Raw genomic sequence first — 23,754 nt, forward strand, 5'->3', positions numbered from 1 at the left:
AAAACACCCCTGAATTAGATCAGGGGTGTTAAATGTAAAAAAATATATTTGATTATTTCTTTTTATTTTGTTGTTCTTTCAAACGTTGTTGCTCTTGTGCTTGTTCCATCATCTCTTGCATCTTACGTTGAAATCTTCCTTTCGGACGGTCTTTTTTAGTTTTGTTCTCTTCAATCTTAGCTTTAATCTTCTCTTCTTTTACAATGTGATTTTTGATCACATACATAATTCCGATAGTAATAGAGTTAGAAACAAAGTAGTATAAACTCAATCCAGACGCGTAGTTATTAAAGAAGAATAACATCATTAATGGAGAGATATAAATCATCACCTTCATGATTTTACTCATATCTGGCATACCTTCTTGTGCTGGTTGCGCCATTTGTTGATCTCCTGTTGTCATTTTCATATAGATGAAGATTGCAATAGAAGCTAATAATGGGAACAAACTCACGTGACTTCCATAGAATGGAATTTTAAATGGTAATTCTAAAACCGAGTCATACGATGATAAGTCAGTTGCCCATAAGAAACTTTTCTGTCTTAAATCAAAAGCAGACGGGAAGAATTGGAACAACGAGTAGAAAATCGGAATTTGTAACAACGCTGGTACACATCCTGCCATTGGATTAACCCCTGCTTTAGAATACAAGTTCATTGTTTCTTGTTGTTTCTTCATCGGGTCATTTTTGTACTTCTCATTCAATTCAGTAACCTCTGGACGAATAGCTTTCATTTTAGCTTGAGAAACGTATGACTTGTAAGTTAAAGGTGAAATTAACAATCTCACTAATACTGTCAATACGATAATAGCAATACCGTAAGGTAAGAATGAACTCAATAATCCAAATACTGGAATAAATAAGAAACGGTTAACCCATCCGAAGATTCCCCATCCTAATGGTACGATATTGTCTAAGTTTTTGTCGTATGATTTCAAGATTTTGTAATCAGACGGTCCAAAATACATATTCATATCGTAGCTCAACTCTCCGTTAGAATATTCTAAAGGAATAGTACTTGAGAATTGTTTTGTAAATTCAGTATCTACATCTTCGTCAATTACTAAGTTTTTAGAAACTAAGTCAACAGACGTAAAGTTTTTGTTTGTCAATAAAATTGACGTAAAGAAATGTTGTTTATATGCAATATAAGAAACATCTTTTACTGTTTTATTGTCGTCTTTACTTGTTGGACTTAAATCGTTATCCTTACCTCCTTCATATTCGTAGTATAAACGAGTATAACGGTTTTCGTAAGAAATACTTTTTTCATTAGTATATGATTTTAAATCCCATTTTAACTGTGGAGTTTTACTTAAATCAACAACTTTGTTTAAACCTTGTGTACGGATTGAGAAATCAATCATATAGTCATTTGGTTTTAAAACGTAACGGTACTCCAAGAATTGGTTTTCCGATACTTTCAAACGCATAGATAACACTTGATTTTCTCCTTCTTTAGATACTTCTGGTTCAAAGTATAAATCTTGTGTATTAAACACACGATTATCTGAAGTATGTAATTCTAAGTTGAAATTTGAATTTCCATCTTTAATTAACTCAACAGTTTTTCCTGAGTTTTTATTAAAACTATCAAATTTATTTACAACTACATTAGATAAACTACCTCCTTTATTTTCAACTACTAAAGTAAGAAAATCAGTTTTTAATTCTGTTTTCTCCTCTTGAGCAGAAGGTAAAGTTGCACTAAAAGCGAAAGGACCAAGTTTCGAACGTAACGCTTCAGTCATAATAGAATCGTTCTCTATATGATTACTTATTGCATTAGATATACTTTCTGACTCTGTCTGTTGAATAACTTCTTTTTGCGCTATCTCTTTGTCTTTCACAATAGCTTCTTGCTCTTTGTTGATATTGTTAAACATCATCCAAATCAGCAACCCGGCTATGACAACAAAGCCGACAATACTGTTACGATCTATTTTTTTTCCTTCCATTATTTAATTTGTAATTTATCAAATGTTTTTTTGAAATTAACCTTCTACTAAGCAATATGCTTAATTAGTTTTTTTCTCCATAGCAGCTTTCACAAAATTCACAAAAAGAGGATGTGGTTTTGCTACTGTACTCTTATATTCTGGGTGGAACTGAACTCCTACAAAGAATGGGTGCGTATTTAATTCTACGATTTCTACCAATCCTGTGTCTGGGTTACATCCTGAAGCTACTAATCCTGCTTTCTCGAAATCTTCTAAATATTGATTATTGAACTCATATCTGTGACGGTGACGTTCGTTAATCATTGTTTCTCCATAAATATCGAATGCCTTAGTTCCTTCTTTCAATTTACAATCCCATCCACCAAGACGCATTGTTCCTCCTTTGTCTGTAATATTCTTTTGTTCTTCCATGAACGTAATTACAGGATATTGAGTACTCTCATTTACCTCAGTAGTATTAGCATTTGTAAATCCAAGAATGTTTCTTGCATATTCAATAACTGCCATCTGCATACCTAAACAAATACCTAAGAACGGAATATTATTCTCTCTTACGTATTTAATAGTTTCTATTTTTCCTTCAATTCCACGAGAACCAAAACCTGGTGCTACCAATACAGCATCTAAGTTTTTCAATTTCTCAGTAACATTATTTGCAGTAATATTATCAGATTGAATAGAAATGATGTTCACTTTAATTTGGTTTTCAGCACCACCGTGAACTAATGCTTCTAAAATAGATTTGTAAGAATCTTGTAATTCTACATATTTCCCTACTAAACCAATGTTTACTACGTGTTTTGGATTTTTCAAACGGTGAATAAATTCGTTCCATTTTACTAAATCTGGCGTAGTTCTCTCTGGTAAATCTAATTTTTTAAGCGCTACTTTATCTAACCCTTCTTGCAACATTAAGTTAGGCACATCATAAATAGTATCAGCATCAATAGACTGAACTACAGCTTCTGGCTTAACATTACAGAATTGAGCTAATTTTTGACGAATTTCAGTACTTAAGTTGTGCTCAGTTCTACAAACTAAGATATCAGCTTTAATACCACTTTCCATCAATGTTTTAACCGAGTGCTGTGTAGGTTTTGTTTTTAACTCACCTGCAGCTGCTAAATAAGGAACTAATGTCAAGTGAACAACAATTGCATTGTTATCTCCTAACTCCCATAATAACTGTCTAACAGACTCAATGTATGGCAATGATTCAATATCCCCTACTGTACCACCAATTTCAGTAATAACGATGTCATAATCACCTGATTTACCAAGTAATTGCATACGCTCTTTAATTTCATTAGTGATATGAGGAACAACTTGAACAGTTTTACCTAAAAACTCTCCTCTACGTTCTTTCTCGATTACAGATAAATAAACTCTACCTGTTGTAACGTTATTCGCTTGAGATGTTGGCACATTCAAGAAACGCTCATAATGTCCTAAATCCAAATCTGTCTCTGCTCCATCATTAGTAACGAAACACTCTCCGTGCTCATACGGATTTAAAGTTCCTGGATCCACGTTAATGTATGGATCAAACTTTTGAATTGTAGCGGAATATCCACGTGCTTGCAATAGTTTCGCTAACGAAGCAGCGATAATTCCTTTCCCTAAAGAAGATGTAACTCCTCCTGTAACAAAAATATACTTAGTTTGTTTCATTTAGTCGTTTATTTGTTGTGTTGTTAAAAATAAAACTTGGCAAAAATACAACTTTCCAAGCTATTCTTCTAATTTTAGCGAATTTAAAAAAGTCAACTTTACAAGATATAAGAGTAAACTTTTGATTTATAAATACTTTTATACCATTATTAAAGTTAGCTATTTCATTTTTTAAAACATTATTCCTTTTATACCTTGCTGATTTGCCATTTTACGGCTATTTAAAACAGCAACAACGATTAACTCTATCACAATAGTTGTTCCAAGAAACAGATAACTGCCACATTGTACTATTAAATAGAGAAAAAACACACCTATTCTTATAATCTATTATTGACAATCTGACTTATTCTTTCTCTATTGCAAAACTTCTTCACCTTTTTTGACATAGTTTTTAAGCAAACTCGTCTAATTACATTATTCTTAATATTATTCTCTTTACCCCCTACCAAAGAGAATTTAATTTGGTTTTTACACAACTATGCTAAATAAAATTCAATCAAATACATTAAAAATAGCTATTTTTATTACCTAAAACACACTTAAATAAATAATTTATTGAATAAAAATTATATTTTATGCTTTTTTACAGATTATAATACAATTGGTTTTTATACTTTTGTACCAAATTTAAGAAATGGAACAAGGTAAAGACAACTCAAAAGTAATTCGTGGTTTAAAAGCGAGACACATATCTATGATTGCCATAGGTGGATGTATTGGAACAGGACTATTTATGGCAAGTGGAGAAGCAATTCATCAAGCAGGACCCGGAGGTGCTTTATTGGCTTATGCGATGATTGGATTAATGGTATATTTCTTAATGACTTCTTTAGGAGAGATGGCTACATACTTACCAGTTTCTGGTTCTTTTAGTACGTATGCCGCTCGATTTGTAGATCCTTCTCTTGGTTTTGCCTTGGGGTGGAACTATTGGTTTAACTGGGTCATTACAGTAGCTGTGGATATATCAATAGCCGCAGTAGTAGTATCTTATTGGGAGCCTATGAACTTCTTACCTACTTGGGGATGGAGCTTATTGTTTTTCTTAATTATATTTGGATTAAACACTTTATCTGTAAAAGCATATGGTGAGTCAGAATACTGGTTTGCTATTATTAAAGTAGTAACAGTAGTTTTATTCTTAGGTGTAGGACTACTTACAATATTCGGTATTTTAGGAGGGGAATATATCGGAATGAAAAACTTTACATTAGGAGAAGCTCCTTTTTTAGGGGGTGGTTTTTCTGGTAAGTTTCTGTCTGTTTTAGGTGTATTCTTAATTGCTGGTTTCTCTTTTCAAGGAACTGAACTTATTGGTATTACAGCTGGAGAATCAGAAAACCCTGAGAAAAATATCCCTAAAGCTATCAAACAAGTTTTCTGGAGAATTTTAGTATTCTATATCTTATCAATCTTTGTAATCGGATTAATTATTCCGTACACAAGTCCTTCTTTATTAGGAGCTGAGATTACTGAAATTGCTAAGTCACCGTTTACTTTAGTATTTGAACGCGCTCACTTAGCTATTGCAGCAGCTATTATGAATGCAGTTATTCTAACATCAATTTTATCTGCTGGTAATTCAGGACTATATGCCTCTACCCGTATGTTATATGCGATGGGAAAAGACAAAATGGCTGCAAAAGCATTTGGTACTGCCAACAAAAAAGGAGTTCCTATGATTGCGTTAGTTGTAACAGGAGTAATTGTATTGTTAATTTTCTTAATTCAAACAATTCACCCACAAGCAGTTGATTTCATTCTTGCTGCATCTGGATTAACAGGATTTATAGCTTGGTTAGGTATTGCAATCAGCCACTATAGATTTAGAAGAGCCTATACACGTCAAGGAAAAGACATCAAAGACTTAGTTTACAAAGCTAAATGGTTCCCATTCGGACCTTTATTTGCCTTGTTATTGTGTATTTTAGTTATTATCGGACAAGATTCACAATTGATCTTTGAAGGGAAGTTTGATTGGCAAGGAATATTAATTACCTATATGGGTATTCCTTTCTTCTTAGGCTTTTACATTTACCACAAGGTAAAACACAAAACAAAACTAATACCATTAGAAGAAGTTGATTTAAGTAAGTAATAAATTTTAAGCTGAAAAAGGGGTTATAGTGTAATGCTATAACCCCTCTTTTATTTTTTTATAAGCTTAAACTCGTAATTACCTTCACTGGTATTTGCTTTAGCAATATACAATCCTGCTGTTAAATTTCTAACATCGAGGATATCTCCTGAAAAATTGTTATGAACTTGTATCTGTTGTCCAGAGTTATTAAACAATGCAATGCGATATATTTTAAGTTTAGAATCATAAAGCAAATTAACCTTATCCATTACAGGATTAGGCCATAAAACTATTGGACTAACACTTAACTCGCTAATTAAACTTTCATCTACTTTTTTAAAAACATCATCCACCTGACGATTTAAAGACACAAACTGCATCCTTTCTTTAGTAGATAATATCAAAGAATAATTCTGTTGTTGCTTTTCTAAATTACCTTTATGAGTTACTTTTATTTCTACTTTTCCTTTTGGTAGATTAGCTATTGTAATTCTCTCTAAGTTATCGACATCATTGTCACTAATTATGGGAGATGGATTTTTTAAATTCTTACGTAATGTCCAAGGAAGAAATATTGTATTACCTACTTTAACTCTTATATCTAAGTCATTCACCAATGCTTTTGTCACTACACCGCTCATTACCAAATTATAATCATATGGCCCAGGTGGATCTGTCCAAGCCAAAGTCAGATTAAGTGAATTATTATTTTGATAGTTTTCAAAAACATACACTCGGTCATTCTTGTTTGTAATCCCATCCTCTATTAAATATGTTCTTCCAGAAATAGTTTCCTTAAGCATCTCTATTCCCCTCATAACATCGAGTACTCCCCATCCGTAAGAAGGATTTGGAGCCATATTATTATTGAGAGAAATTTGTTTATTATCAACTATCATATCATTATTAACGTGAGCTGATTGCACTAATAAAGCACGAATAGAAGCTGCCTTTAAAATATCACCAAAATACTTATTAGACCATTGTTGCCAAATAACAACTGCACCTGTTACAATCGGAGTTGCCATTGAGGTTCCTGACTTAAAACCATACAAATCTTTTTTAAGGACATAATCTTCTGATTCTTCAATATCACTTAGAGTTGAAAACAAATCAGTACCATTGGCAATTATGTCTGGTTTAATTCTAAAATCAAGTGTGGGGCCACGACTACTATAATTTGCTAATTTTAAATCATTTATATTGCCATCACCTACAAAATCTTTCCCCGCGCCTACAACAATTGCATTTTTTGAAGTAGCAATTCCTAAAATAATACAATGTCCCAAACCACCTGGCCGTAACAGCTCATCATATTCCTGATTATTTCCTGCCGCTACAACCGCAGTATAATAGTCATTTTTTTGTGTAACATAGTCAAAATCTACAGCTCTACTTTCATAAGCTCCTACAGATTTTCTATTTACTTTTAACTCTCCAAAAATACCAACTGCTGCAATGCCATAAGAATGATTAGATACTATCATTCCTTCAAGAGATGAATAGTACATATCACGAATATCTTTTAACCAATCAAAAGACCATAAATTAACTCCAGGCACTATACCTTTTGCTTCACTTTGAATACCGGCAGACAACAAAGTTCCAGTAACATGAGTACTATGCAACTGTGCGAAACGATAATTTCTTCGTACCAACCAATTAGTGAAATTTTGAGGATAATCTGATTTCAATACAATATTTTTATTGGCTGTAAATTCTTGATGTTCTGCAAACAACAAAGAACTATCAAAAACCCCTATTAGTACACCATCTCCTTCTAAAGTAATCTCTGAATTATTTTTAAGTTGATGAAAGTTTGAGATTTGTGCAGCCTTGTGGTTCATTGTTTCATAGTACACAGGATTCCCTCCTAAATCAACCCCTACAAGCTCTACATATTCCCCTGTACTTTTTACAAAACTCCGTTCTAATCCTGTTTGTTTAACTAACTGATCTACAGAGAGTCTTTGCTTTTCAGCATTTTGCTCTACTTTATTGATATCTTCTTGATGATAACGATACAGTTCTATTCTTTGCTTTTCAGCTTGTTTGGACTGCGCAAAAACCACAGTACTTACAAGTAAAAAACTTATTATAAAAATTAAATATCTACTCATAGTGCGTGGTTTTTAAATTACACAAACATTTCTATTTATATAATAAATACACCAAAAAGCACACCAAATAACAAAAAAAACACAATTTTACAAAAACATCATTAAAGAATACACAATGTTATAAATAAATATAAGTTTTTAAAAAATAGAATTACCTTTTCTTCGAAATTTCCCAATATTCATCTAATTCTTTCTCAGTCAAATTTGAAATCTCTTTACCATCTGCTTTAACTAATTCTTCAACTTTAGTAAATCTGCTAATGAATTTATTATTAGATATAGTCAATGCCTTTTCAGCGTCGATACCAACAAAACGAGCGTAGTTAATTAATGAAAACAAAATATCACCAAACTCATCTTCCATCTTCGCCTTATCTTGTGCTTTTTCCTCTACTTTAAACTCCGCTATTTCTTCTTCAACCTTATTCCAAACGTCTATTTTATCACTCCAATCAAACCCAATACCACTTGCCTTTTCTTGTATACGATGCGCTTTAATCAAAGCAGGCAATCCTTTAGGAACTCCAGCTAATACAGACTTATTACCTTCTTTTAACTTTAACTTCTCCCAATTTTGCTTTACTTCTTCTTCCGTACTCACTTCTACATCTCCATAAATATGTGGATGTCTAAAAATAAGTTTATCAGAAATACTGTCTGCTATATCTTTAATATCAAACAACTCTTTCTCATCACCTATTTTAGCGTAGAAGAATATGTGCATCAGTACATCTCCCAATTCCTTTTTCATTTCATCCGTATCCCCTTCAGTAATACTATCTACCAATTCATAAACCTCTTCTATTGTCAAGTTTTTAAGCGAATCAAATGTTTGTTTTTTGTCCCAAGGACACTTTACACGTAATTCGTCTAAGATTGTTAATAGTCTATCTAAAGCGGCTAATTGTTCTTCTCTACTATGCATAATATAACAGTTTTTACAAGCTATAAAGATAAAACAATAAGCAACCTTCTCAACTGTTAAACCTATTTAAAAAAGTGAGCAAAATAATTCGCAAAGTTTTAATAATAAACGCAGAAACAATAAAACTTGTGCAAAATATGTAGTTTCTACTAACTTTTAGGATAGTTAATCACCACACTATAACATTATATATCAATACTTTAAACAAACATTACTTTTACTTTGTCTAAAGGGCTATTTCCTTATTTCACTAAAAACTTTATTTTTGTCCTGAATTAAATTATACACTTGAAGCATAAGCACTACATATTATATTCTTACCTATTTATAGGTATAATAGCATCCATTACCTTACTCGAGGTAATGCAAGGGATGGTGCATGCTTTATATCACCAAGATAAATTATTCACTCAATCAGAATTAGCTCTACAATCAAATAGTGACTTAAATGATTATGAAAGTTGCACACATGTAAAAAGTGCGATTGACAAAGCACATAAATGTGATTGTGAGTATTTTAGTTTTACAAAAGTTTATACTACTTCAGTTATTTATAAAAATATTACTACTAACATTGTTTCAAATTTTAAGAAAGATTATTTCTTATTAGTCAAAGTTAATAGTAGTAATTACTACCATTTATTTACATCAAGACCACCACCTGTATTAATTTAATAGAAATTAAGGCAAACTTTTATTGTTTTATCAACAATAATCCGTTTTAAATCTGTCAAATTAATAATACAAATATGTACAAAGGATTTTTATTAGTCGCTTTGATAAATTTTTGTGTTTGTAACTTTTCTTATGGTCAAACTGATACACTTTTAAATAAAAATTTTATTGACGAATTATTGATCACCATTAAACCGATTAAAAATCAATCGGTTAGAGAAAGTACACCTATAACACAGCAATTTAAAGAAAGTAAATTAGGCGATAATATTGCAGATCTTTTTTCTAATACAGCAGGCGTTTCAGTTAGACGAACAGGTAATGTAGCTAAACCTATCATTGATGGTTTAGGCAGTTCTCGTGTTCTTTACTTAACTTATGGAGTTCGCTTAGAAAATCAAGATTGGGCGGATCAACACGGTCCAGAAATTAATACGTTCTTTAGTAAAAATATAAAACTTGAACGCAGTGCAGAAACTGTGCGTTATGGAGCAAATGCTTTAGGAGGAGTTATAAAAATTGACAATCCCAAAATACAAGATTCTGTTGATTTTAAAGGAGCTTATAGCACTGCATTTTTATCTAATACAAGAGGAATTAAACAACATTTATTAGTAGAAAAGCGTGTTAAAAAACTACCTTCTTTAAGTTTTAGAACGCAATTTTCGTGGAGTAAAGAGGGTGATTATCATACCTCTAAATACAACATTGGTAATACAGGAGTTCGTGATAAAGACTTTTACACAGAAATTAACTACTCTTCTATTCCGTTTGATGTTCAATTCTTGTACTTAAACCAAAATCAAAGAAAAGGAAGTTTCTATGGTGCTCTATCAGGTAATATTGAAGAATTAGAAGAGATTATAGCATTAGGTAGACCTGCAAAAACAATCCCTTTTAGTTATACTATTCAAGCACCTTATCAGCATATAAAACATCAACTTTTATTAGGTAAAGCACAATGGAAACTTCAAAAGTCAATGTCTATTGATGCAATCTATGCTTTCCAAAAAAACCATAGACAAGAGTATGAGGTTAGACGTATGGATCGCACAACAATTCCAAGTCAGGATACTGATTTACAATCTCATTTCGCTGAGTTGTCTTTAAAGTACACTAAAAATAATTGGAAAGGTGAAATTGGACTTGCTTATAGACGTAAAGAAAACTTTAATCAACCAGGTACAGGGGTTGTGCCTGCTATACCAAATTATGATTTCCAAACCAAATCAGCATTCTTATTGGGAGGGTCTACAATAAAGAATTGGTACATCGATTATGGGATAAGATATGATCAAACATATATGAATGCATTGGGAATAAACTTTTTAGGCATTGCATATGGACAAGCGAAACAATATAATAATTGGTCTTCTCAAATAGGAGGTAAATACATTTTTAAAAATGGGAGTTTATCAAGCGCTATTAGTTATGGTAATAGAGTTCCTGAACCTTACGAGTTATTTGTAAATGGAAAACAACACGGGTTACCTATTTTTTTCATAGGAGATAAAAACATAAAACAAGAAGTTGGAATAAAGTGGTTTAACCACCTTACCTACTATGTGGGTAAATCAAAATTTCAAGTAAATACTTTTTACCATCACTTCGACAATTTTATCTATACTGTTCCTACCCAAACCTATAAACAACTGTTTTCAGGACCAGCTGTTATATTTAATTTTCAACAAAGTAGGGCTGTTCTTATGGGGATTGACTGGGGATTTGAGCGACCTATTACAGATAGAGTTTTTCTAAAAACACAATGGTCTGCTATACGTCCAACTGCGGAAGGACATAAGTATTTGCCTAATATTTCACCTTTAAAAGGAACAACAACGATAGATTATACTTGGCCTAATGAAAAATATCAAATAGGATTGGAGCATCAATATACTGCCAAAAAGAAAAAAATTAGTGAAGATTATGAACTTTCAAAAGATACTCCTGCCGCTTCATCACTATACAATTTAATAGGGCGATTAAATTTCAAAATATCTAATCAAACGCTAAGCGTAATACTGCGTATAGATAACGTATTAAATACAGAATATAAAGATTATATGGATTATCATCGATATTTCATTCATGCTAAAGGAAGAGATATTAGGTTAAATATAGTTTATAATTTTTAAGCTTTTGTAAAAAAAATAACAAATGGAAACTCTCCAAATGGACATAAATAAACAAAGAAGTATTGAAGACACCCTCTATGTTTTATCAGGTAGATGGAGTGTGAAAATAATTCTACAACTTTTAAAAAAACCGATGAGATATAAAGAAATTCTCTATAGTGTAGATAAGATATCTGATAAGTCGCTTTCAAAAGAACTAAAACACTTAGAAGACAACCTTTTAATAAAAAAGAAAAAAGTAGATAATTATATGGTTTACCACTTAACAGAGCATTGTATCAACTTAATTCCACTTCTTGAGAAGCTTGCTCAATGGGGAGCAAGACATAGAGAATACCTCAAAAACGATTAAATAATACTAAGTCCCCTTTTCCTCCTCTTATTCTTTTAGGAGGAACATTTATTAAAAAATCACAATCAATTATTAATTAAATATTTTATTTTATGAAACTTAAATCTTTTTACCAAACACTACTTATTCTATTAGCTTTTATTTCATTAACCACTTTTGTTGGCTGTTCTAAAGACAGTGTATCACCGTCACCACCAGTAGATGAAACAGTGGACAAAGGTCACGAAGAATGGGGTAAAGTAACTTTCACATTTACAAAAGGTCACTTACACGGATCATTGTTTCATGGAGATCCAATAAATCCAGAAACAAAATATTTTGTATCTAAACAAGAAATTTCATTTGAAGTTGATGAGAAAGGAAATGTTGTGCCGTCTACAACAGAGCCAATCCGTTTTATCAAAGATGTACACTATGGATTAGAAATTACTTATTACAATAAAAATGGAGAGCGTATGAATAGTGAGTTTACAAATGCAGAAATGGTTCCAATACACCAACATTTCTTTTTAAATAAAAATGTTAAAGATTTATTGACAAATAAAGATCTTGGAAATCACTTAGATATATTTAAATACTCATATAGAGATACAGATCCCGAAGATCAAATGTTCTATATTTCACCGAATGCCAAATTACGTCCAAAGAATGATCCTATAGGGCTTAAAGGTTATTTTTATATTACAGATAAGTATAAGACTTTTGATTTGAATATTTTATTGGTACATGTTGTTAAAGGAACTAAATTAGATGACAATGGTAATCCTTATCCGTTTGACAAACCAAGTAAAAGAATTCTTGGAACACAAGATTTAAACATCAAAATTCCTGTAAAAATCTATACAGAACACCCAGGAGGTTCAGATGCAGAAGTAGATAAATTTATTAAAGATATTGCAAGAGAGTTCAATATTACAGAAGAAGAAGCTTATGATGATTGGGATAAATCATTTGATGCTCCACACGACAGTAGTAAATACTACATGTAATGAGAATTACTAAATGAGTAAAAGAGGCTAACTATATTTTAAGTTAGTCTCTTTTTTTTCAAAGGAATAAGAGAATTTCATAAGTTTAAAACTGACTTTATTCGGGAACTATTCGGGAATGGTTCGAGTCAGCTTCGGAAAAAAGGGTACTTTTCCGAACAAATATTACACAATTGTTAAATCATACTTTTTAAAACACTAATGCTAAGCTCTTTTACAGACAAGAAAAGAGAAAGAATAATAGAAATAATTGCGAATACTATTTCTTAGTACAATGCAATACGTCATTAAGTAAATACTTCTATCACGTATTGTATACAATTATTTTTAAATCTACTTAATGATTTGAAATCAAGTAGTTTACTACTACAAAGATACATTTTATCAAATTAAAATAGATTTTAATAGACAAAAAAAATGGACTACTATACATAGTAATCCATTTTCTTATTTTGTTCAAAGGCAAAAATTATTTTGCTTCTTCTACTTTTTCTGCTTCAGTAAATGCATCAGCAATGATTCCTCTTTTTTGAAGAATATTATACCAGTTTAATACTTTTTTGATATCAGAAACATATACTCTGTCTTCGTCAAATTCTGGTAATACTTCTCTGAAGTAAGCTACTAATGTAGGATTATCTTCCTTGTGAGAAATAGCCTCTCCATTGTTTTCTTTTGCTGCAATATTTCTAAATACCTCAAATAACTTTACTTCATCATTGTAAGTATAAATAGAAATTTCAGAAAGCAAACTAACATTGTTTCTCAATCCCACAGTACTTTTCTTTCCATCTGCCAATGATTCAGCAACAAATCCTGTACGAGTTTGTACTAATAACTCATATAATCCTGGTTTTCCTGAAATAGCTAAAACTTTTTCTAAACTCATCTTTTTCTAAATTTTACTTTAAGAGTCGCAAATATCTTAAATAGTTATTAATTTACAATTTTTTATCTACCTTTTTTCTTTGTAAACTTCATTTTGTAGTCAGTAAATATCTTACCTTCCAAAATATTGTTAAGTTTCTTAGAAATAAGTTTCTTTTTTAATGAAGGAATTTTATCTGTAAATAAAACACCCTCAATGTGATCATACTCGTGTTGAATAACTCTTGCCGCTAATCCGTCAAACTCATCTACGTGTTTCTCAAAATTCTCGTCGTAGTATTCAATTGTGATCTTTTCTTTTCTTTTCACTGGTTCGTGAATATCAGGAATACTTAAACAACCTTCGTTAAACGTCCACTCTTCTCCTTCTTCTTTAAGAATCTTAGCGTTGATAAAAGTCTTCTTGAATGTACTTAAGAACGCTATTTCCTCTTCTGTATTGTCTTCCATTTCTGCAAATGGCGCTGCATCTACTACAAATAATCTAATTGGTAAACCTACTTGTGGTGCTGCAAGTCCAACTCCATGTGCTGAATACATTGTTTCATACATATTGTTGATTAATTCTGGTAAGTTTGGATAATCTTTAGAAATGTCTTCTCCTACTTTTCTTAAAACAGGATCTCCATATCCAACTATTGATAATATCATATTACTTAATTATTTTTAATCTGTGTCCTAAAATTCAAAGATGCAAAATTACTTAAAAATAAACGAATAAATAACATTACAAATTATTTTTGGCCTCTAAATTGTATTATCTTGCTTACTGAAAAGAATTCTAACCTAATTAACCAATAGGAAACTAAATCTATGCTAAGCAAAGCGAGAAAATTCACAGATAATTCCCACCTTGGCGATTCCCTAAAAATTACAATATCAGCGGTTGTCCCTTTCCTTCTTTTAATGCCTTATAAGGAGTTTAACTGGGCATTTGCAGCAGCCATTGGAGCTATGCTTACCGCCCCAGTCGATATTCCGAGTAACATAAAAGACAAAACTATCGGGCTTCTTGTTGGTGCATTTACTGTACCAGCGGTTACACTTGCTCTATCTTTAACGCACGGACATTGGTATTTTTACCCGATTTTCGTGTTTATTTTGTTCTCCCTAAGTATGATTTCTGTCTATGGGCACAGAGCAAATATGTTATCGTTTACCGGATTATTAGCGGCCAGCTTAGGTTTGGCACACGACTATACAGGAGCAGCCTTGTGGATGCATTGTTTGATGTTGCTTTTAGGAGGATTACTCTATTTAGTTGTAGCTGTAATTTTCTATTATGCAAGACCCCGTAGATATGCTGTGTTACAAACATCTGAATGTATGGAACTAACAGCAGACTACTTAAAACACCGAGCAAAACTTTGGGACAAGGAGGCAAATGTTGAAAAGATTACAGAAGAACAACTTAATATTCAGGTTCAATTAAACGAGGTACACGAAAACTTACGTGAGTATTTAGTGCGAAATAAAGCAAATACAGGAAACTCCTCTAACAATAGACGTTTGTTGGTTGCTTTTTCTTCTTTAGTGGAGATTTTGGAAATTGCTGTTTCTACTTCTTTTGAACATAAAAAATTACATAAGCTTTTTGAAGAACGCCTTGATATTATTACTGATTACCAGCAGTTAGCTTACCACTTCTCTGATACAATTGAGAATATTGGTACTACGTTGAATATGGGTGGTAAATACACTGCAAAACACGATTTAACTACTGAGTTTACGAACTTACAAGCTAAATTAAGTGAATTTGTTAAAAGTGATAAGTCTCCTGATATGATGGAGGCTGTACTGATGTTTTCAAACGTTTTACACTATGCTGAAAACCAGATCATAAAGATTCACACCCTTGAAAAAACGCTTACTGAAAAAGCATTCTCAATGGATGTTGAGGATAAGTTTAAAGATTTAGAGAAGTTCCTTACTCCTGTTCACTATCGTTTAGAGACACTAAAGGAAAACTTGAACTTTACTTCTACCATCTTTAGACATGCAACGCGTTTAACGCTTACAATTTTAGTTGGGTTAATAATCAGTAATATCTTTAATTTACTAAACGGTTATTGGATTTTACTGACTATTGTGGTAATTATGCGCCCTGGTTTTGGACTGACGAAACAGCGTTCTTTTGAACGTGTGATAGGTACTGTACTTGGTGGTTTATTGGCTTTTGGATTGCTATACGTAATTGATAATGTAACCGTAATTGCTTATATAACTGTAATTACAATGATTATTGGCTATTGGTTTTCACATACCGATTATAAAGTTGGAGTTACCTTCATTACAATGTATGTTGTGTTGATTTACGGAATATTAACTCCGAATTTCATGGACTTACTTATTTTTAGGGTGATTGATACCTTAATTGGTGCATTACTTGCCTTTGGCGCTAACTACTTATTGTGGCCATCTTGGGAGTTCTTAAACATTAATACGCATCTATCTAAATCGCTTCAAGCTAATAGACAATATGTAAAAGAAATTACACTTTATTATAATGAAAAAGGAGAAGTAACATTACCTTATAAGATAGCGAGAAAATATGCGTTTATTGAGATCGGAAACTTGATGGCATCGTTCCAACGTATGATTCAAGAACCGAAGTCTAAACAAAAGTACCGAACTGAATTATATGAGTTGGCTGTATTAAACCACACCTTCTTATCTACTGCTGCGTCAATTGGTATTTATGTACAATCACGTACAACTACCAAAGCTTCTGAAGCGTTTAATATCGTAATGGACTACATCGACAGTAATTTAAAACAGACGATTGACTTGCTAAGTGATGCCAATGCAGGCAAAGAAATTAATATTATTGAAAGACCAGATAACTTTAATGTGAGTGTTACTTACTTAAAAGATCTACGTGAATATGAATTGAAGAAGTCATATTCAGATGATAAACAGATTCAGAATATGATGGAAGAATCTATCTTGGTAATTGAACAGTTGATTTGGCTTTCTAATTTATCAGAGAAGATATTTAAAATTACAGCGAGTATAGCTGAACAAAAGAAAATGGAAGACCCAAATAGGTTAATGTCCTTAAGAAAAAAAATCCTTCCGTAATGGAAGGATTTTTTTTATTACTCTTTACCATCTACATAATCTTGTAGATAATCAAAACGTTCTGTAAGTTTTTTGTCTTTTACAATTGTCGCTCTCTTTAACACTTGATCTTTATCACCGTTAAAAAAAGCTGGCATAATCTCTTCTACAAACACTTCACCAAAGCCTTCGCTTGCGTCTTTAGGAAGCTCTGTAGGCAAGTTGTCAATTGCCATTACAGTTATTGCCGCTGGATGATCAAACTCCACCTCTTCATCTTGTCTTGGATGATACCCATAAAAAGGTTCTGCAATAGTAGATGCTCTCAAAGTAGATTCAATCGGTCCTTGATCTACATCACAAGAAATATCACCAATAAGTTTAATCTGATTTTTAGGAGAGTTAAGCATTTCTTTTGTCAAAATCACAGGCGACCCTGTTTTGTGGAAATGCCCAGTCATAAGAATATCAGCAACTTGAGAAAATTTCTCAAAATCACTCGTGTACAACTCCGGATTTTCGTAAAAATCTTGTTTACTACCTTCTGTACCGTCAATTCTCTTGTAATAGTCTGTTACACCAATTTGCGTGTACACAGGTCTATCGTATTTCTGTGTCAAGAAGTGCTCCACAGAAACCTTTTTCATCTTCATTCCGTCAAGGATTTCCATAACACCTTTTGCTACTTTTCCTTGTCCTGTCAATACAATTTTAATCGGAGGAAAGAATTGTTTTTTAAGGCGAAATATCAAATCTTCTTTATGCAATAACGTTTCCGCTTTAGCAAGATTAAATAATTCATATTTTAATCCAAATCCTCTTAGTGTGTTATAGGCACCAACGATTCCGGCATACCTACCGAATCCTATAATTCTCGTGTTCTTCCCGTCTACAAATGTCTCGTGATCCATTAATGTAATGTTCTTCTCAATGCAAGCTTTTAAAAGCTCACGGTTATGTTCTTGTTTTTTTATTGTATGCGAAAAAAAGACATAAGTTTTATTTGGAATGAGTGCATCAACTGGAATTTCTTTTACCCCTAACAGTAAATCACAATCAGACATATCGTCTGATAACTCAAAGCCAGAAGCTTCGTACTGTTGGTCAGAAAAAACTCTGATATCGGAGCGCTCTATCTTAATAGTGAGGTCTTTATAGCGATCTAAAGCCTTTTTCACTTGATTAGGACAAAGCACAACTCTCTTATCCGGAGGGTTTTTCCGTTCTTTAATAATTCCTATTTTCATAATAAATAGTTTGGTTAGTTATAGTTTATTTGTTTGGTTTTGGTTGGAAATTCAAATATAGAATTATTTCTGACTTGTACAAAAAAGTAGAAAGAAAATGACAATAGTTAAAACATTATTAAGAATCTTTTGAAGAAAACAAATATTGTTGTACTTTTGCCACAAGTTACTAAACTAAGTAAACAAAGGGGTCGATCGGTATTGACAGCGAGTGGAATTAGTTAGTAAGCACGTCGAGCGTTGTTATGTAGCTCGTAAATATCATGTAACGAACTTTTTAAACGGCGAAAATAATTACGCTTTAGCTGCTTAATCTGAATTATAGTAAGATTTGCCTTTAGTTCCCACCAGGTGGGAGAGCTAGATTCCTCTTAAGAGCCTTGGTTTATGGCGCTTTGTCCAGAGGAACCGTAAAGTAAACCTAAACCTACGAGCGTCTCGTACATAGGTTGACATCTTAGAGACTAAGTTGTGAGTGGCTGTTTCTTGCCAAGCTCACAATCGAAAATTTAATAAGGAACTAAGCGTGTAGAAAGCTTCCTGATTGCTTGTTTGGACCCGAGTTCGATTCTCGGCGACTCCACAGAAAAAAAGCCTAACTATTTGATTTTAAATAGTTAGGCTTTTTTATTGAATTGGATTTGTAGACTTTTTGTAGACTTTTGCTTTTTAGATACTTTTATATGTAACTTTTTCTTAGCTCACTTTTTTTGAAAATTAAATTTACTTTTTTTTAGTCACATATTATTAATTGTATAAATTATACTCTATTTATTTAGAATAGACAGTATTCACAATAGTATTTTAAAAGCTGTGTTACTACAGTTTTATACAGCCTGAAGTTCTTATATGAAGTAATCAATATAAACAACTAACTAAAACTTTCTCGTTAGAAAATAATTTATACTAACCCTCTTATTTCTATGGTAACTTTATTAATTAATTCGTGAAATAACTTTTTCATAAACAACAGCATTAAAAATCCCTTGCCCTAAAGACTCTATCTCTCCTTTGGCATTACCAAAGTATATGTCCTTATTTGGACTTGAGTTTCCTTTTTCAACGTAAGCATATAATTTATACATCACTTTTTTCTCTACTGGTTCCGTATTTCTAATTTGATCAACTGCTTTACCTGTAATAGATACCCCCATCAAATTATCCCCTTCTATTGACGATCTATTTTGATAATTTGTTATTTTTCTCGATCCTTGATCTAACTCACCAAGTATACCATCATCGCCAACTTTAACCATTGTTACTCCCATATATCCAATACTTACCTTTTTCCCCATTAAATCATAATTTAAATCGCTATTTGAATTATTATCAACATTATTATAAATATAGATAGGCACGTCATATTCCAGAAAAATAATATTCTCTGTATTTGGAGATAAAATCACTTCTATATCCAATTCTATATCAATATGTGCATTAACATTACTCTGGTCTTTCATTACATTCGCGCTTTTCTCTGTGTGAATTGTCTTTTGACTTTTAGCATACTTTAGTGTTTTAAGATTAAAGTTATCATCCTCATAGTCCATTGTTGCTACATCACCCTCAGTGTTTAAAATTATTTTTCGCAAGTAATCCTGTCTTCTCTCCAAACCTTCTAAACGTATAAAACTATCTTCTGATTTTTCTACTTTAACCCCCTTGTAATCAATATCTAAACTCACTTTGGGATCTTCTGTTCCTATTCCCACTTGTGCCAAAACAGAAACACTTAATAAACTGAAAAATATTAATATAAACTTGTTCATCTCTTCTATTTTAATAATTCATTGATAGTAATCATCAGCAATCCTTTTCCCCAATTATAATTTTCACCTCTATTTGAATAAGCTCCAAATATAATTCTATAATTACTTAAGTTGATATGATCAGTAAATCCATATATATCATAAATTACTTCAAGAGGTTGATCAGTATCATTGCGCACCGTATCTACATAAGTAAAACCAACAGCCCTACCATTTGCTGTTGCTGTACCTGGTGTTCTTGAAGTAGGAGAAAACACACGAACTGACTCTTCTATCTTTTCAAATTCAAGATTTCCAAGTTTCCTTTTTGCAAATACACCAAACTCTCCTTTAGGGTTTCCGAATCCTGGAAGCATTGCAGGAACACTATACGTTACTTCAAATACAAAAGTTTTATTTGGTGGTATTACAATAGACGTATTCAAGTTTAGAGCCTTCTCGGTATAATCGTAATTATTCCCTCCTTGCACATCATTTAAAAAAATTTCTACTATTTCATTCATTTTTTTTGTGACAACATTTTTAAACAGTAAATTAGTTGGCAACCCTGAAAACACTGCTAAATTTCCCTTTTCATCAGCAATTAAGTGTTGTGGATATTCTTCCATCGACCCAACTACATTACTTATATCTTTTAGTTTTACATTTTGTCCAAAATGAACTGCTGCTGTTGGATTTTCAATTCCAATTCCCACTTGAGCTACACAAACAAAGCCATAAAACATCAAAAAAACACAAATTATCCTTCTCATTTTTTTACATTTTATTTTTATTCCCATAATAAGGTTTGTGATATACTTTTACCAACATCATCCCTACACCTGATCCTTTATCACCATTTGCCCCATATTGTATAACTCCTTGATTACTTTTAGAATAACTCATTAATTTATAACTTATTTTTTTTAATTCTGTTCCTGAGTTTACGACTTCTTGAACATTCATCCCTTCAATAAAAATATCTCTATATTCAAATTTACGAGAAGCATTTTCAAAGTCTACTGATAAAGATAGTGCTCTATTACCCTCAACTAAATTAACATAGCTATTATCTTTACCCTCCTCTTTTTTCATCAACCTAACTCCAACTTCACTAACTAAAGGAATTTCGTGAAAAGACTCTTTTTGCTTCACTTCAAAATAAAGAGGAACATTGTAATGAATTTCGAATACAGAAATGGTATTAGGTAATAATTCTAATTCAATATCTAACAACAGATCTTTACTTTCATCTGTTTTATTTATCACAACACTATCTTCCATTTCATCATAAATCATTTTAACAAAGTAAGAACGATCGTTTTCAATTTCTAAGTATCCTAACTTTCCCTCTTTATCCATCAGAACTTCTCTGTTAAATACATTCAAGTCTCCTTCTTCTAAATTTCGAAATCTTATACTTCCTTCTATTTCGATTCCATTTTCTGGATTTTCTGTACCGATACCAATCTGTGCCATACCTACATATGAAGTAAGTATGCTTATTAATAAATATATCTTATTTTTCATCTTTCCCTTTTTTAATAAGAGTGATTACTTTTGAAATAACCACCCTTATGTTTATTTTTTCACGTACTCTAATATAAGATAGTATTTCCCTTTGGGATGCTTCACCGTTAAAGTTCCTGGTGTCCCAAGTGTTAGAATTGTTTTGCCATTTACAATCTCTTTCTTAATTAAGCCACGCGTAGAAGAATTGGTTGATTGATTTATAAATCTCGCATCTAATACAACATCTATAAAGTCACCATCTAATGTTACTTTATTCTCGGCTTGAGAAAACTCTACTTCAAAAACTCTCTGAATCACTTCTTTATCAGTACCTATCCATTTTTGTCCTGTAACTTGTTCTTCAAAAGAATAATCTACCAATGTGTTTTTCATTTCTGGTCTTTTAAATATTACACCTCCCTTACCATCTGCTGTTAGCACTTCACCTTCTTCAAAGTTACTTGCTATTTCCTCTTCATTAAATGTTTTCCCTGAATTGATTTTATAAATATTAATTGCACTGTTTTTTACTTTACTTGTTGTTACAGCTGCATTAGTTAAGTGTGTTGTTTGAATTCCTTCAATCGCAACCGCAATTTTTATATCTTGTAATACTGCCTTGTTCTCAGATGCAACAGTAATTGAATTATCTGATGATAGTTTCTTTCCATTATTAGCAACTGTTAAATACAAATCGTTTTGTACATCTTCATTATTAATGATTTCATCGAAGTTATTGATAACATCTCCTACTACATCAATAGTTACTTCATCTAAGGTCTCATTTTTATAAACGTACTTACCTGTCTTTTTACCGTCTTTTACCTCTGGAGTAATCGTAGTAACAGTTTCATATTTCTTTACGATTGCCTCTACATCTATCACTTGACTATCTCCATTCTCGTCGATGTATTTAAACACATAGCTATCTCCCTCTTTAACGTAGGTTACGTTACCAATTGGTTCATGTAACTCCCAGTACTCGTTTAAGATATTTTGTACATCTTCATTGTTAATGATTTCATCGAAGTTAGTAATCACATCTCCTACTACATCAATAGTTACTTCATCTAAGCTCTCGTTTTTATAAACGTACTTACCTGTCTTTTTACCGTCTTTTACCTCTGGGGTAATCGTAGTAACAGTTTCATATTTCTTTACGATTGCCTCTACATCTATCACTTGGCTATCTCCATTCTCGTCGATGTATTTAAACACATAGCTATCTCCCTCTTTAACGTAGGTTACATTTCCAATTGGTTCATGTAATTCCCAGTACTCGTTTAAGATATTTTGTACATCTTCATTGTTAATGATTTCATCGAAGTTATTGATGACATCTCCTACTACATCAATAGTTACTTCATCTAAGCTCTCGTTTTTATAAACGTACTTACCTGTCTTTTTACCGTCTTTTACCTCTGGAGTAATCGTAGTAACAGTTTCATTCGCTTTGACAATAGATGAAATATCAATTACCTGATTCTCTCCTTTTTCATCTAAGTATTTAAACACAAAGTTATCCCCCTCTTTAACGTAGGTTACGTTACCCAAAGGCAAAGCATTGTTGAAATACTCGTTTAAAGTGTGTTGAACGTCTTCATTACTAATGATCTCCTCGAAATTGTTGATAACATCTCCTACTACGTCAACAAGAGTTTCACTACCGTTTTCAGAAGTATAAACATATTTCCCCTTCCCTTTATTCTCCAGTGTAGTTAAAATGTTAACATCTACTAAAGGTACAGATACCGTATTTTGAAAAGAATCTTTTAGATATAGCGTTTCTTCTATCTGATTTACTGCAAATTCTTCATTTTTAGGAATATCTCTATACAGATAATCTTGATCTGTAATTAAACGTATCCAAGTGGTTTCAAACCAATAATAATACCCTACACTTAACTCGGAATTTTGAGTTGTATTAAATACCAATAAACTATTAGCTGTCACTCCATTATTAATATTAGTATTATCTGCTAAGGACTTTAGAGGAACTCTTGGGATTAAAACCCCTTTTAAGTTATTTGATGACACCTCTATATCAAGCATTGCTGATTTGTCTGGATTGGGAGTACCTATTCCTACTTGTGCCACAGCAATACTCGACATAAACAGCAATGATAACGGTAATAGATTTCTATTCATTTGACTTTATTTTTATTTTATTGAATAATCTCTTCCTTAGCTTTTAAACTAAAAGACGACTATATCCTTGTCCTACTATCAGAATATAGAATTGGAAAATTCAAGAGTTTATTTTATCTCTAATACAACACATATTTTTACAATAATCAGTATCAAAAAGGTTGTTTTACTTTAAATTTTAACCTTACTGTTTACTGATACTATATTCATTAATATTAAAGTAAGACTTGTTAAATCG

At 31.9% G+C, this 23,754-nt stretch carries 17 protein-coding genes and 1 other RNA gene; 7 read left to right on the top strand and 11 right to left on the bottom strand.

Annotated features, from left to right (window positions below):
• Positions 1-52 precede the first annotated feature (52 nt).
• Together yidC and GQS07_RS11565 are read right to left on the bottom strand one after the other, a co-directional pair.
• Entirely contained in the window at positions 53-1,960 is a 1,908-nt protein-coding gene (gene yidC, locus GQS07_RS11560) for a membrane protein insertase YidC (RefSeq protein WP_158210947.1), read from the bottom strand.
• 60 nt (positions 1,961-2,020) lie between these two features.
• The gene (locus tag GQS07_RS11565; RefSeq protein WP_090409831.1) at positions 2,021-3,634 is read right to left on the bottom strand and encodes a CTP synthase; all 1,614 of its coding nucleotides are present in this window, start codon (positions 3,632-3,634) and stop codon (positions 2,021-2,023) included.
• A 637-nt stretch (positions 3,635-4,271) separates the two neighbouring features.
• Between GQS07_RS11565 and GQS07_RS11570 the strand changes: the two genes are divergently transcribed.
• Positions 4,272-5,735: an amino acid permease gene (locus tag GQS07_RS11570; RefSeq protein ID WP_158210948.1), complete on the top strand. Its 1,464-nt coding sequence runs from the start codon at positions 4,272-4,274 to the stop codon at positions 5,733-5,735.
• Between the two features lie 50 nt (positions 5,736-5,785).
• On the opposite strand, the gene GQS07_RS11575 is transcribed toward GQS07_RS11570, so the two are convergent.
• Together GQS07_RS11575 and mazG are read right to left on the bottom strand one after the other, a co-directional pair.
• Positions 5,786-7,837 carry a S8 family serine peptidase gene (locus GQS07_RS11575; RefSeq protein WP_158210949.1) on the bottom strand — a complete coding sequence of 684 codons (2,052 nt, stop codon included), beginning with the start codon at positions 7,835-7,837 and terminating at the stop codon, positions 5,786-5,788.
• 151 nt (positions 7,838-7,988) lie between these two features.
• The gene (gene mazG / locus GQS07_RS11580) at positions 7,989-8,762 is read right to left on the bottom strand and encodes a nucleoside triphosphate pyrophosphohydrolase (protein ID WP_158210950.1); all 774 of its coding nucleotides are present in this window, start codon (positions 8,760-8,762) and stop codon (positions 7,989-7,991) included.
• A 363-nt stretch (positions 8,763-9,125) separates the two neighbouring features.
• Here mazG and GQS07_RS11585 point away from each other — a divergent pair, with 363 nt between their 5' ends.
• The 4 genes from GQS07_RS11585 (at position 9,126) to GQS07_RS11600 (ending at position 12,913) form a co-directional block, all read left to right on the top strand.
• Complete coding sequence (locus GQS07_RS11585) at positions 9,126-9,437, top strand: hypothetical protein (protein ID WP_233269273.1); 312 nt, start codon at positions 9,126-9,128, stop codon at positions 9,435-9,437.
• A gap of 74 nt (positions 9,438-9,511) precedes the next feature.
• Entirely contained in the window at positions 9,512-11,572 is a 2,061-nt protein-coding gene (locus GQS07_RS11590) for a TonB-dependent receptor (protein WP_158210952.1), read from the top strand.
• Positions 11,573-11,594: 22 nt separating this feature from the next.
• Positions 11,595-11,924 (top strand): winged helix-turn-helix transcriptional regulator, encoded by a 330-nt coding sequence (locus tag GQS07_RS11595; protein WP_158210953.1) that lies wholly within the window; start codon positions 11,595-11,597, stop codon positions 11,922-11,924.
• Positions 11,925-12,016: 92 nt separating this feature from the next.
• Positions 12,017-12,913 carry a hypothetical protein gene (locus GQS07_RS11600; RefSeq protein ID WP_158210954.1) on the top strand — a complete coding sequence of 299 codons (897 nt, stop codon included), beginning with the start codon at positions 12,017-12,019 and terminating at the stop codon, positions 12,911-12,913.
• A gap of 469 nt (positions 12,914-13,382) precedes the next feature.
• Here the strand turns inward: GQS07_RS11600 and GQS07_RS11605 are convergent, their stop codons facing one another.
• On the bottom strand, positions 13,383-13,802 hold the full coding sequence (locus GQS07_RS11605; protein ID WP_090408460.1) for a DUF5606 domain-containing protein: 420 nt from the start codon (positions 13,800-13,802) through the stop codon (positions 13,383-13,385).
• A gap of 62 nt (positions 13,803-13,864) precedes the next feature.
• Positions 13,865-14,452 (bottom strand): peptide deformylase, encoded by a 588-nt coding sequence (def, locus tag GQS07_RS11610; RefSeq protein ID WP_158210955.1) that lies wholly within the window; start codon positions 14,450-14,452, stop codon positions 13,865-13,867.
• A gap of 162 nt (positions 14,453-14,614) precedes the next feature.
• On the opposite strand from def, the gene GQS07_RS11615 reads away from it, so the two are divergent.
• Positions 14,615-16,882, top strand: coding sequence for an FUSC family protein (locus GQS07_RS11615; protein WP_158210956.1), 2,268 nt, complete (start codon positions 14,615-14,617; stop codon positions 16,880-16,882).
• Between the two features lie 17 nt (positions 16,883-16,899).
• Here the strand turns inward: GQS07_RS11615 and GQS07_RS11620 are convergent, their stop codons facing one another.
• Positions 16,900-18,108 carry an NAD(P)-dependent oxidoreductase gene (locus tag GQS07_RS11620; RefSeq protein WP_158210957.1) on the bottom strand — a complete coding sequence of 403 codons (1,209 nt, stop codon included), beginning with the start codon at positions 18,106-18,108 and terminating at the stop codon, positions 16,900-16,902.
• Between the two features lie 187 nt (positions 18,109-18,295).
• Between GQS07_RS11620 and ssrA the strand changes: the two genes are divergently transcribed.
• Positions 18,296-18,694, top strand: a transfer-messenger RNA (tmRNA) gene (ssrA, locus tag GQS07_RS11625).
• A 349-nt stretch (positions 18,695-19,043) separates the two neighbouring features.
• On the opposite strand, the gene GQS07_RS11630 is transcribed toward ssrA, so the two are convergent.
• Genes GQS07_RS11630 through GQS07_RS11645 form a run of 4 tightly spaced genes read right to left on the bottom strand, consistent with a single transcriptional unit; the run spans position 19,044 to position 23,516 of the window.
• Positions 19,044-19,877, bottom strand: coding sequence for a hypothetical protein (locus tag GQS07_RS11630; RefSeq protein ID WP_158210958.1), 834 nt, complete (start codon positions 19,875-19,877; stop codon positions 19,044-19,046).
• A gap of 5 nt (positions 19,878-19,882) precedes the next feature.
• A complete protein-coding gene (locus tag GQS07_RS11635) occupies positions 19,883-20,629 on the bottom strand; it encodes a hypothetical protein (RefSeq protein ID WP_158210959.1) in 747 nt (248 codons plus the stop codon).
• A gap of 4 nt (positions 20,630-20,633) precedes the next feature.
• Positions 20,634-21,386 (bottom strand): hypothetical protein, encoded by a 753-nt coding sequence (locus tag GQS07_RS11640; RefSeq protein WP_158210960.1) that lies wholly within the window; start codon positions 21,384-21,386, stop codon positions 20,634-20,636.
• Between the two features lie 51 nt (positions 21,387-21,437).
• Positions 21,438-23,516: a hypothetical protein gene (locus GQS07_RS11645; protein WP_158210961.1), complete on the bottom strand. Its 2,079-nt coding sequence runs from the start codon at positions 23,514-23,516 to the stop codon at positions 21,438-21,440.
• Positions 23,517-23,754: the final 238 nt, after the last annotated feature.

Source organism: Myroides phaeus (assembly GCF_009799805.1).
Taxonomy (GTDB): domain Bacteria; phylum Bacteroidota; class Bacteroidia; order Flavobacteriales; family Flavobacteriaceae; genus Flavobacterium; species Flavobacterium phaeum_A.

Excerpts from the sequence above, each read along its gene's own strand:
- GQS07_RS11595 (WP_158210953.1), top strand. The coding sequence starts at position 11,595 with ATGGAAACTCTCCAAATGGACATAAATAAACAAAGAAGTATTGAAGAC.
- def (WP_158210955.1), bottom strand. The coding sequence starts at position 14,452 with ATGATATTATCAATAGTTGGATATGGAGATCCTGTTTTAAGAAAAGTA.
- GQS07_RS11590 (WP_158210952.1), top strand. The coding sequence starts at position 9,512 with ATGTACAAAGGATTTTTATTAGTCGCTTTGATAAATTTTTGTGTTTGT.
- GQS07_RS11635 (WP_158210959.1), bottom strand. The coding sequence starts at position 20,629 with ATGAGAAGGATAATTTGTGTTTTTTTGATGTTTTATGGCTTTGTTTGT.
- yidC (WP_158210947.1), bottom strand. The coding sequence starts at position 1,960 with ATGGAAGGAAAAAAAATAGATCGTAACAGTATTGTCGGCTTTGTTGTC.
- GQS07_RS11620 (WP_158210957.1), bottom strand. The coding sequence starts at position 18,108 with ATGAAAATAGGAATTATTAAAGAACGGAAAAACCCTCCGGATAAGAGA.
- GQS07_RS11600 (WP_158210954.1), top strand. The coding sequence starts at position 12,017 with ATGAAACTTAAATCTTTTTACCAAACACTACTTATTCTATTAGCTTTT.
- GQS07_RS11640 (WP_158210960.1), bottom strand. The coding sequence starts at position 21,386 with ATGAAAAATAAGATATATTTATTAATAAGCATACTTACTTCATATGTA.
- GQS07_RS11585 (WP_233269273.1), top strand. The coding sequence starts at position 9,126 with ATGCAAGGGATGGTGCATGCTTTATATCACCAAGATAAATTATTCACT.
- GQS07_RS11605 (WP_090408460.1), bottom strand. The coding sequence starts at position 13,802 with ATGAGTTTAGAAAAAGTTTTAGCTATTTCAGGAAAACCAGGATTATAT.
- GQS07_RS11645 (WP_158210961.1), bottom strand. The coding sequence starts at position 23,516 with ATGAATAGAAATCTATTACCGTTATCATTGCTGTTTATGTCGAGTATT.
- GQS07_RS11570 (WP_158210948.1), top strand. The coding sequence starts at position 4,272 with ATGGAACAAGGTAAAGACAACTCAAAAGTAATTCGTGGTTTAAAAGCG.
- mazG (WP_158210950.1), bottom strand. The coding sequence starts at position 8,762 with ATGCATAGTAGAGAAGAACAATTAGCCGCTTTAGATAGACTATTAACA.
- GQS07_RS11575 (WP_158210949.1), bottom strand. The coding sequence starts at position 7,837 with ATGAGTAGATATTTAATTTTTATAATAAGTTTTTTACTTGTAAGTACT.
- GQS07_RS11565 (WP_090409831.1), bottom strand. The coding sequence starts at position 3,634 with ATGAAACAAACTAAGTATATTTTTGTTACAGGAGGAGTTACATCTTCT.
- GQS07_RS11630 (WP_158210958.1), bottom strand. The coding sequence starts at position 19,877 with ATGAACAAGTTTATATTAATATTTTTCAGTTTATTAAGTGTTTCTGTT.
- GQS07_RS11615 (WP_158210956.1), top strand. The coding sequence starts at position 14,615 with ATGCTAAGCAAAGCGAGAAAATTCACAGATAATTCCCACCTTGGCGAT.